Origin of the sequence: Epilithonimonas mollis (genome assembly GCF_900142325.1) — a bacterium.
Lineage (GTDB): Bacteria > Bacteroidota > Bacteroidia > Flavobacteriales > Weeksellaceae > Epilithonimonas > Epilithonimonas mollis.
On record NZ_FRAM01000001.1, the window covers coordinates 190,656 to 201,830 of the forward strand.

Annotated in this window: 8 protein-coding genes; all 8 read right to left on the reverse strand. The window is 39.2% G+C overall.

Annotated elements, in window-relative coordinates; all coding sequences use genetic code 11:
* Positions 1–57: 57 nt before the first annotated feature.
* The 8 genes from BUA97_RS00855 to BUA97_RS00890 all read right to left on the reverse strand — a co-directional run bounded on the left by BUA97_RS00855 (position 58) and on the right by BUA97_RS00890 (position 11,160).
* On the reverse strand, positions 58–1,014 hold the full coding sequence (locus BUA97_RS00855) for a transketolase family protein (RefSeq protein ID WP_072995907.1): 957 nt from the start codon (positions 1,012–1,014) through the stop codon (positions 58–60).
* 600 nt (positions 1,015–1,614) lie between these two features.
* A complete protein-coding gene (locus BUA97_RS00860) occupies positions 1,615–2,460 on the reverse strand; it encodes a transketolase (protein ID WP_221405651.1) in 846 nt (281 codons plus the stop codon).
* Between the two features lie 2 nt (positions 2,461–2,462).
* On the reverse strand, positions 2,463–3,116 hold the full coding sequence (gene fsa, locus BUA97_RS00865; protein ID WP_072995911.1) for a fructose-6-phosphate aldolase: 654 nt from the start codon (positions 3,114–3,116) through the stop codon (positions 2,463–2,465).
* 119 nt (positions 3,117–3,235) lie between these two features.
* Positions 3,236–5,266, reverse strand: a complete 2,031-nt coding sequence (locus tag BUA97_RS00870; protein ID WP_072995913.1) for an alpha-glucuronidase — start codon at positions 5,264–5,266, stop codon at positions 3,236–3,238.
* A gap of 140 nt (positions 5,267–5,406) precedes the next feature.
* A complete protein-coding gene (locus tag BUA97_RS00875; protein WP_072995914.1) occupies positions 5,407–6,375 on the reverse strand; it encodes a glycoside hydrolase family 43 protein in 969 nt (322 codons plus the stop codon).
* 96 nt (positions 6,376–6,471) lie between these two features.
* Positions 6,472–7,593, reverse strand: coding sequence for an endo-1,4-beta-xylanase (locus tag BUA97_RS00880; RefSeq protein ID WP_072995917.1), 1,122 nt, complete (start codon positions 7,591–7,593; stop codon positions 6,472–6,474).
* A 150-nt stretch (positions 7,594–7,743) separates the two neighbouring features.
* Positions 7,744–9,198, reverse strand: a complete 1,455-nt coding sequence (locus BUA97_RS00885; protein WP_072995919.1) for an MFS transporter — start codon at positions 9,196–9,198, stop codon at positions 7,744–7,746.
* A gap of 51 nt (positions 9,199–9,249) precedes the next feature.
* Positions 9,250–11,160 (reverse strand): sialate O-acetylesterase, encoded by a 1,911-nt coding sequence (locus BUA97_RS00890; protein WP_084081230.1) that lies wholly within the window; start codon positions 11,158–11,160, stop codon positions 9,250–9,252.
* Positions 11,161–11,175 lie beyond the last annotated feature (15 nt).

An 11,175-nucleotide genomic window follows, 5' to 3' on the forward strand; every position in this document is an offset into this window, starting at 1 on the left:
CTTGTGTCCTTTGTGGTTTAAAATATCGCATTTTCTAAAAATGAAATATTTCGAACTTTATGATTTTCTTTTCATCACTTTTTTCACCGCTTCAACGATGTCATTCGCAGTCAATCCGTATTTCTCCATTAGTTGGTCCGGTGTTCCGCTTTCTCCGAAACTGTCGTTTACCGCAACATATTCCTGAGGCGCCAAATGTTCCGTAATCAAAAGCTGTGCAACGCTGTCGCCCAAACCGCCAAGTCTGTTGTGTTCTTCAGCAGTAACCACGCAACCTGTTTTCTTTACAGATTTTAAAATCGCTTCAGAATCCAATGGTTTGATGGTGTGAATATTGATGATTTCCGCATCAATTCCCTGTTCCTCAAGAATTTCTCCGGCTTTGATGGCTTCCCAAACCAAATGTCCGGTCGCCACAATAGTCACATCTTTTCCTTCGTTCACCATCCACGCTTTTCCAATTTCGAAAGTTTGATTTTCATCTGTGAAAACCGGAATCACCGGACGTCCAAAACGTAGGTAAACCGGACCTTCGTAATCTGCAATAGCGATGGTCGCAGCTTTGGTCTGATTGTAATCGCAGGTGTTGATGACGGTCATTCCAGGAAGCATTTTCATCAATCCGATATCTTCCAGAATCTGGTGTGTTGCGCCGTCTTCACCCAAAGTCAAACCTGCGTGGGAAGCACAGATTTTCACATTTTTCCCTGAATATGCAACCGACTGACGGATCTGGTCGTACACTCTTCCCGTAGAAAAGTTGGCGAAAGTTCCTGTGAACGGAATTTTCCCTTCTGTTGCCAAACCGGCAGCCATTCCAATCATATTGGCTTCTGATATTCCGATCTGGAAGAATCTTTCCGGTGCTTTTTCAATGAATTTTTCAAATTTTAAAGAGCCAATCAGGTCAGCACAAAGTCCGACCACTTCTGGGTTTTTATCGGCCAACTCTGCCATTCCGGCTCCGAAACCGCTTCGGGTGTCTTTTTTTTCTGTGTAGGTATATTTTTTCATTTGATTTAGTTTGTTGATGGTTTTAAACGCAAAGAGCGTAAAGATTTTTTATCTTATTGAGAATTTTTCGTTCGCAAAGGCGCTTCGCTCACCTAAGGAATTATATTTAATGTTTTGTTTTGTGTTTTTTACGGTATTTTGTTATTGTTTATAATCAATATTGAAGGCTTTACAGGTCACCTCTACAAGTTTTTATGATGCATAATTATTTTAATCTATTATCAGTTTGCTCCTATGGAGCTTTTTATATTATAAAGCCTATTAAGATAGAGCCCCAGTGTGGCGAACTGTTAATAGAAAATTAATTCTGCAGAATCCAGCTCCGTAGGAGCGACCTGTAAATTAAACATCACAATAAATTCCATTGTTCTTCAAGAAAACTTTTTCTCTTGAATGCTTTGTTCATTGATTGGTTTTGAACAGCGAATCTATCTCCACTTTATTATTTTTATTTTGAATAGATGAATCTCGTTCCTCGATTTCTCGCAGCCCCGCTTGAGTGGAGCTCTTTTTGCAAATTTTGGTGTTGGAAAAAGCGTTGGTAAATTTTCAAAAAAGCGGGAACGGAAGACGGATTAAGCTGCCCAAATTATTCTCAAATTAATAATCGCCTAAAGTTTCTTCGAGTTGGTTTAATGCGGTTTGCAGTTGCTCGTCATTCGGCGCTTTGCCGTGCCACGCGTGGCTTCCCATCATATAATCTACGCCGTGACCCATCCCTGTTTTGAGGAGAATACAAATCGGCTGACCTTTTCCGGTTAAGGATTTTGCTTCGTCCAGAACGTTCAGAATTTCCTGCATATCATTTCCGTTTTCCACTTCCAGAACTTTCCAGTCAAAGGCTTCGAATTTGGTTTTCAGATTTCCTAAAGAAAGAACTTTTGAAGTTGGTCCGTCAATCTGCTGACCGTTGTAATCGATGGTTGCGATGAGATTATCGACCCTGTTGTGAGAGGCGTACATTATGGCTTCCCAGTTTTGGCCTTCCTGCAATTCGCCATCGCCGTGAAGGGTGAACACCAGATTTTCGTCTTTATCTAATTTTTTTCCGACGGCGTGACCGATGGCAACAGACATTCCCTGACCCAAAGAACCCGATGCAATGCGGATTCCGGGCAAACCTTCGTGCGTGGTTGGATGGCCCTGAAGTCTGGAATTCAGTTTTCTGAAAGTGGCCAGTTCAGATTTATCGAAATAACCTGTGTGCGCCAAAACGCTGTAAAAAACCGGCGAAATGTGACCGTTGGAAAGATAGAAAACGTCTTCGCCTTTTCCTTTCATATCAAAGCCGTCATTTCTTTTCATCTTGTCAAAATACAGAGCGACAAGAAAATCAGCGCAACCGAGCGAACCACCCGGATGACCTGACTGACAGGCGTGAACCATTCTTACAATATCTCTTCTGACCTGAGAAGCGATTTGATTTAATTGTTTAATATCGTGCATCATTATTGCATTTTTTGTGAATCTTTGATGAACTGCTCCAAACCTGAATCTGTTAAAGGATGTTTCAGTAACGAAAGTATCGGCTGAATCGGGCAAGTCACGACATCGGCACCGATTTTTGCGCAGTTGATGATGTGCATTGAATGACGAACCGAAGCGGCCAGAATTTCAGTTTCAAAACCGTAATTATCAAAAATCAATCTGATTTCTTCAATTAAATTCAAGCTGTCTGTGGAAATATCATCGAGTCTTCCTAAAAATGGAGAAACGTAGGTTGCTCCGGCTTTTGCTGCTAAAAGTGCTTGTCCTGCTGAGAAAATCAAAGTACAGTTGGTTTTGATTCCTTTGTCTGAAAAATATTTTAAAGCTTTGATTCCGTCTTTTATCATTGGTATTTTCACCACGATGTTTGGATGGATTTGTGCTAAAATATCGCCTTCAGCAATCATTTCTTCGTATGTTGTCGAAAGAACTTCTGCCGAAATATCGCCATCAACAATGTCGCAGATATCTTTGTAATGTTTTAGAATCGCCTCTTTCCCGCTGATTCCTTCTTTTGCCATTAGCGATGGATTGGTGGTTACGCCGTCCAAAATTCCCAAGTCGTTGGCTTCTCTTATCTGCTCCAGGTTGGCAGTGTCTATAAAAAATTTCATATGTTGATTTTTATTTTTATTATTGAGTTTTCTTTAAGTGTTAAATTTACACTTAATTGATTAAAAAAACAACTTGCTGTCTTAAAAAAGATTCAGAAAGTTGTTGATTGAATTTTTATTTAATTGTGATGACCCATCGGAAGTTTGATTTTCTTCAAATCTTCCAACTTGTGAACAGGTTTTTCGATGTTATCAGGAATTGGCCTGTTGGAATAGGTCTGGAAATACAGCAGACAAGCATCTTTCCACCAAACGGCATCTTCAGCCTGAATTTTTAATTTATCCTTAACCTCCGAAAATCTTTGTTCATCGATATAAGGCAGCATTTTGTTCCATAATTTCTGATAATCTCTCACTTCGTGAACACCCAAATCGTATTTGTAACACAATTCTTCCCACATTGTTTTTCCGTCCTTCATTCTGTAATCCCAAGGAACGTGATGAAACCAAAGAATCAGATTTTCCGGGGTCGTTTTGATATTTCCATAAATCTCATTCAGAGGGGGAAAATATTGCGAAACAGCATCGCTTCCGGTTTTGCTTCTGTCAAAACCTAAACCTTGCGCATCTGCTCTGTGATAATAAACTGGCGACCAATCGGCTCGAGTTCCTTTGTAATCACCCCAAGGTTCAGGTCCGTAGTGATGTCCGCCTGCAAAAATATGATGCAAACCCAATGGCATCATATAATCCACAGCCGTTTCTCGGGAAGTGAGCATCATTTCTTTTACAGGAGTAACAAATTTATCATCATTCGTAAAAGTCATTTTAATCCATTCATCGGCAATCTGTTCCGAAGTCAAATCGTTATTCCAGGCTAATCTTCCAAATGCAAACCAGTTGGATTGTGCAAAATGATGACCTGTCCAGTTCGTATCTTCACCGATGTTTGCTACCGCAGAAATGGCTGTAAATTTTGCCGATCTCAATGTACCATCTGTAATCTTTGCAATTGTAGAACCTTTTCCGTCTGAATAGGTATCGCTATCAAGATTTTCTTTAAAAAGCGGTGCTAAATAAACCAAATGGTTAGAATGTCCCAAATATTCTTGGGTAATCTGAAATTCAACCATCTGAGGCGTTTTTTTCATCGCCCCAAACAATGGGTGAAATGGCTCGCGAGGCTGAAAATCTACCGGACCGTTTTTAATCTGAATAATCACATTATCTCTGAATTTCCCATCCAAAGGCATAAATTCCAGATAAGCTTGCTTGGCACGGTCATCTGAACTCGGACTATAAACGAATGCTCTCCACATCACGATTCCACCATAAGGTTTCAGAACATCGGCCATCATATTGGCACCGTCGGCGTGCGTTCTTCCATAATCCTGCGGTCCCGGTTCTCCTTCGGAATTGGCTTTCACCAAAAACCCTCCAAAATCGGGAATTAATTTATAAATTTCTGAAGCTTTGTCTTTCCACCATTTCTGAACGTCTTTATTTAACGGGTCAGAATCTTTCGTATTTCCCAATACTTTCGGCGATGAAAAATTGACAGCAAGGTAAACTTTGATGCCATAAGGTCTGAAAATATCTGCGAGAACTTTTACTTTTTTCAAATAGTCTTCACGAAGCATATTTGGCGAAGCGTTGACATTATTCAGAACTGTCGCATTGATTCCGACTGAGGCGTTAGCTCTCGCATATTCTTCACATCTAGGTGAAATTTTATTGGGTAAGTCTTCCCATTTCCAAAGCGAATGACCGGCATAACCGCGTTCAATGGTGCCGTCCAGATTATCCCAATGATTCAGAATTCTGATATCGTAAGACGGTTTTTCTTCTATATTCAGATTAGAAAAACTGCCTTTCTGCTGTTGCAGATTCAAGAGATGGTAACTTCCGTACAACAATCCTAAATCTGTTTTAGCCAAAACCGTAATCTTTTTCGGGGTTGAAATGATTTTATAACCATCCTTGAAACTATCCGGAAACTTATCAATTTTCAAATCGATTGGTTGCCCGCTCCAATGATTGTTCAGTTCTTTTTTGGCGATTTCCAGCGTCGGACTTTTGCTGTTGGAATTTACAATGTTTCTTGGCTTTGAATTGACCGGATATCGCAGCCATAACTGACTTCCGTCTTCGGCAAAAGCTATGAATGGAAGGATTAAAAAAAGTAATATATAATGTCGGAAATTTTTCATTCTTAAATTTTTAAATTATTTAAGTTTTGGCTAAAGCCAAATTGTATATCGTCTTCTAAAAACAGGCTAAAGCCCCTTCCAATGATAATAGGATTTTATCCTATTCTTAGTTAAATCGGACCTCTGAGACTTTTTATAGATTATTCTTCAAGACCTTCGATGGTTTTTATCTTTCCATCTTCATCGTATTCAAGTTCAATAACTTTCATACTTCTCAGCCAGGTTTTTCCTTCGCTCGGTACAGAGTCATGGAAGAAAAGATACCACTTATCTTTAAGTTCTACAATGCTGTGATGCGTTGTCCATCCCACAACAGGTGTTAAAATTTCTCCCTGAAACGTAAATGGTCCGTAAGGATTATCTCCGATTGCATAACAAATCAAATGTGTGTCTCCCGTTGAATAAGAAAAGTAATATTTCCCGTTGTATTTGTGCATCCAAGAAGCTTCGAAAAAACGGTGTTTGTCGCCGTGAAGCAGAGGATTTCCGTTTTCGTCGAGAATTATAAGGTCCTTTGGTTCTTCACCAAATTCCAGCATATCATCGCTTAATACCGCTACTTTTGAAGCAATAGCTGGTTCATTATCGCTAGGAAGAATAGCCGATTCTAAAGCTTTGTTGTTTCTGTAACGTTGTAATTGTCCGCCCCAGATTCCACCAAAATACATATAATGTTTTCCGTCATCCTCAAAAAGACAAGGGTCAATGCTATAGCTTCCCAACATCGGATGCTTTTCCGGAATGAAAGGTCCGGAAGGTTTGTCGCTTACTGCAACGCCAATTCTGAAAATGTCATTTTTATCTTTTAAAGGAAAATACATATAATATTTGCCGTCTTTGTGCGCTACATCGCAATCCCAAAGCTGTCTTCCAGACCAGGGAATATCTTTTACAGAAAGCACAACGCCGTGGTCTGTCACTTCGCCATTTTCTACATCGTCCAAAGAAAAAACGTGATAATCATTCATATCGAAATGGTCACCGTTATCATTTTCTTCGATTCCGCTTTCACGGTCGTGTGACGGATAAATATATAATTTGCCTTCGAAAACGTGTACGGAAGGATCTGCCATATAATCGCTTGGAAAGAGATATTTTGCTTTGTTCATTTTATGGTTTAGATTTTAGATAGACTGATATATAATAGATTTCATAACTAAAAAAAGCTGATTTTTTAAAAAAATATATCTTTTGAAGTATATTATTTATTTTTCTTCTGTTAACTGAATTAATTTTTTGACAATTGGTTTTGCCTGATAGTTTCTGTCAAATGGCAGTGGGTAATCCGTTCTGCCTTTTACAGGGAAATCGTTTTTCCAGGATTGATTGTCAGTTACGCCCCAAAGAGTTACTCTTCGGATTTTATCCTGATGTTTTAAAAATAATTTAAAGAAATCCAAATAACGATTTTCCCATTCTGTTTTTACATATTCAGGAAGACCTTTGGTGTAGGGATTCATTTTGGCGTCATATTCTACTCTGTCCGCAATGTTTGCAGAAGTTCCCCAAGGTGAAGGCAGCACACTGACTTCCAATTCTGTAATATTCACTTTCACATCGTTTGAAGTATATTCCAGAATCGCTTTTTCATATTCTTCAATGGACGGTGATTTCAAATCTACATGAGCCTGCATACCAACACCATCAATACGGATACCCCGAGATTTCAGAGTCTGGACAATTTTACTAACCGTTTTTATTTTTCCCGTATGCCATTCATTATAGTCATTGTAATAAAGCTCTGCTTCAGGATCTGCATCGTGAGCATACTGAAACGCTAGTGGAATAAATTCTTCGCCAAGGATTTCATAGAATTTACTTTTCCGGTAAGAACCATCTTCCATGATGGCTTCATTCACGACATCCCAACCTTTTACTCTGCCTTTGTACCTTGTGACAACAGCACTGATATGGTTTTTCATTCTTTCTTTCAGAACTTCTGCCAAGACATCTTTCCCATCTTTATCTGTGAAAAACCATTTCGGTAATTGTGAATGCCAAATTAATGTATGACCAATAATGAACATTTTGTTTTTCTCGCCAAATTCTACAAATTTATCACTATCATCAAAGAAAAACTGTCCTTCCTGAGGTTGAAGAAACATACTTTTCATACAGTTTTCTGCTACGATGGAACTGAACTGTTTTTTGATAATGTCATCGGATTTAGCATCGGTTCCGTGAATTTGCGGAAGGCTCATCGCTGTTCCGATATAGAAATTATTCTTGTACGAATCTTTTAAAGAACCTTTGGAAGAAACTGTGCTGGATGTCTTGCAAGAGACAGCTAAAGTTAACACTCCTAATAATATTGCTATTTTTTTCATAAGCTTTAATTTTCTAATTGCGGTTAATCCCGAATTGCTGCAGCCCGACCTGAGTGGAGCTCTTTTGTAGTTTTCGTGGTGGATAAAGTGCCGGCAAAACTACAAAAAGCGGGAACGGAGTGCGGATAAAGCTGCCCAAATCAAAAAATACTAATCCTCCGATTTTCTTCTTTTTTTGAGTTCACTCTCTATTTTGATTTCCATTTTTTTGTTAATTTCATAGAACATCAAAAGCACACAGGCCAAAAAGAAAGGTATTGACGGGAATATGCTCACCAGCATTTTAGCTCCTGCTGAAACGGTTTCCGGCTGAAGTACTGTTTCTGCGCCCTGAGATGAGATGTAACCGTACTGACCGATGATGTATGCTACCAACGAACTTCCTATGCTCAAACCTACTTTCAGACCGACCATCATTGCAGAGAAAATAATAGCTGTTGCTCTACGGTTGTTTTTCCACTCGGAGTAATCGGCTACATCGGCAATCATTGCCCAAAGTAAAGGTGTTCCAATGCCGTAAAAAAAACCGTGTAAAATCTGTGACAAAAACATTAAGCCTACAGATTTTGGTGGATAAAATACGAATGCTAATACGAATAATGTCGATATAAATAAAGAAGCGATGAATGCATCTCTTTTCCCATATTTATCAGCAAATTTTTTCGAGGCCGTTATTCCGACAATCATCATGATGATCCCGCCCGCATTGAACAATCCGAAGCCTGCAGAACGTGGATCTTCTCCAAAGAAATTCATTCCGATCGAATTAAAAAATCCTGTAATCGGAGCTATGAAGTTTTTAAGTGAATTTTCATCGACATAGTTATTGAAATAATAAACATACGAACCACCTTTCATAGCTAAAGTAATGAATATCAAAGCTGTAACAGACAGCATGATTATCCACGGTTTGTTTTTTTTCAAATCCTGTAAATCAGCGCTAAGTGTAGATTCCTGCTCAGGTTTTGGAATTACTCTTTCTTTGGTTGTGAAAAAAGTAATCAGCAACATCACCGTTCCTATTATAGCAAGCCAGGTCATTACAACTTCTATTCCCGCCGCTTTGTCACCTTGCCCGACAGACAAAATAATCGGCAACATAAAAACCTGAACGAAAAACTGTGCAAACATTACTGCCACGAAACGGTAAGAAGAAATGCTGTTCCGCTCACTCATATTTCCTGTAATAACACCACTTAGAGCAGCATACGGAAGATTGTTGGCTGCATATAACAACAATAATACAGTGTAAGTTGCTGCTGCATAAATCATTTTTCCTTTGTATGAAAAATCTGGTGTACTGAATGCAAAAAGTGCCGCCGCCCCAAGTGGAACCGCAGTAATCAAAATCCATGGACGAAATTTGCCCCATTTGGTACGCGTTCTGTCAGCCAATGCACCAACAAGCGGGTTGAAACCAAAACCGGCAATCAAACCAACTGTTAAAGTAATGATGGACGCGTCTTCTGCTTTAAGACCATAAATATCGGTGTAGAAATACGCCAAATAGGTAACAAGCGTCTGGAAAACCAAGTTGGCGGCTAAATCTCCTAAACTGTAGCCGATTTTTTCAACAACAGATATTTTTTGAGATGAGTTATTCATATAGTGTTATGATTATTTTTAGATAATAGATGAAGACAGATATATGGCTATTTATTCCGTTGTGAAAGACGATGCGGGAAGTCCGGTTTTGTTTTTCAGGTTTCCATCGGGATTGTCCGCCCAGTCGTAGCGGACTGCAACAGGGTTTTTTACCGAATCATTCCAGACTACAATACTTTTACCTTCAATTTTTGCGGTTGCCCAAACCCATTTTCCGTCCCGATCTTTGATGGCGAAACCTTTCAATTCTGAAACTGGTTCCAAGTCATCGGTTCCGTTTTTGAAAGAAAGTCTGATTTTATTGCCGTCGATTTTCATTGACTCATAAACAGGTCCGTCTGCAACAATGTTTTTTCCATAAGCGATTTTCATTGCCTGCAAAGCCAATCGGTCGCCTACTGTTTTTTTGTTTAAAGGATGAATGTCATTCCACTCTCCAATGTCGATGATTACAGCTAATCCTGCGTTCGGAACTTTTAGCGAAACCTGACGTTGCTGGTCTCTGAGTTCTGCCCAATTGCTTTCAACCGGCTGAGATTTTGCTTCCATAAAATTGGCCAACTGAACCGTGAAAAACGGCATATCGTTTTGGTTCCACTTGCTTCTCCAGTCTGCAATCATTGTGGTCAGCAAATCGCCGTATTCTTTCGGTTTCCCTGTATTGCTTTCGCCCTGATACCAAAGTGCTCCTTTGATTCTGTAATTAATCAAAGGATTAATCATTGCGTTGTACAAACCAGTAGGCTTCCAACGGATGAAGGTCTGCCCAGGAGCCATTCTGTCGACTTTTGTTCCGATTTTATATTTCCATTCAGATTTTAAATCGATTTTTTGTCCGTCTATTTCAAGGTAATAAGGTTTGTCCGCAATAAACTGCCCTTTTCCGCTTCCGTTGGAAACTCTCACTGCAATTACGTTTTTACCTTCTTTCAAAACTCCCGCAGGAATGTCATACCATCTTGGTGGATATTCGTAAGTGACATTTCCTACTTTTGTTCCGTTGATGTACGTTACATCCGCATCTTTGATTCTTCCAAGATTTAAAAAAGCAGATTTTCCAGCCTGATTTTTTGTTAAAATAATTTCTTTTCTGAACCAAACAGAACCATCGAAAGAACCTTCTTTATCTTCCCAAGAACCTGGAATTTGCATTGTTTTCCAGTCAGAATCATTCAAATCAAATTTTTCCCAATGTTGATTGAGTCCGATATCGCTCTGGTCCAATTCTGTGTACCAAGCTTTACTGAGAGCCTGTTCGCTGGACTCAGTTGATTTGATTAAATCATCATTTTGCCATTTTTTTGCTTCATCCAAATATTCAGGATATTTTTTCAGCGAATTTTCATCCATCCAGGCCTGAATCGGAGAACCGCCTAAGCTTGAGTGGATAATTCCAACCGCCACTTTTTCTTTTTCACTGACATCTTTAGCGAAAAAATAAGCAACACCTGAGAAATTAAGAATCGTTTGAGGATTTGTAGCTTCCCATTTTCCGCCATCCAGTTCGGTTTGTGGTGATTTGAAATTATATTTCTGAGGAACCGTGAAAAAACGAATATTTTGGTTGTTTGCATTCTTGATTTCGTTAGCATACAGCGGCGTCAGTCTTCGCATCGGTAATTCCATATTGGATTGTCCGGAAGCCAGCCAAACTTCGCCAATCATAATGTCTTTCAGCGTGATTTCGTTGATGGTCATTGTGTATGGTCCTCCCGCTTTTTGTTCCGGAAGAACGATTTTCCAGTTTCCGTTCTGGTCTGCCGAGGTTTTATAATTTTTATTTAGGAATTTCACTTCCACATTTTCGTTGGCGTCAGCTTTTCCCCAGATGTTCAGTTTTTGATTTCTCTGCAAAACCATTCCGTCTGAAACTAAGGCTGGAAGCTTGATTTTTGCATTCAACGAAATGCAAAGCGAGCCGACGAGTAGAATTAATATTTTAAAAAAGAGTTTATTTTTCATAGCAAATTTGATATT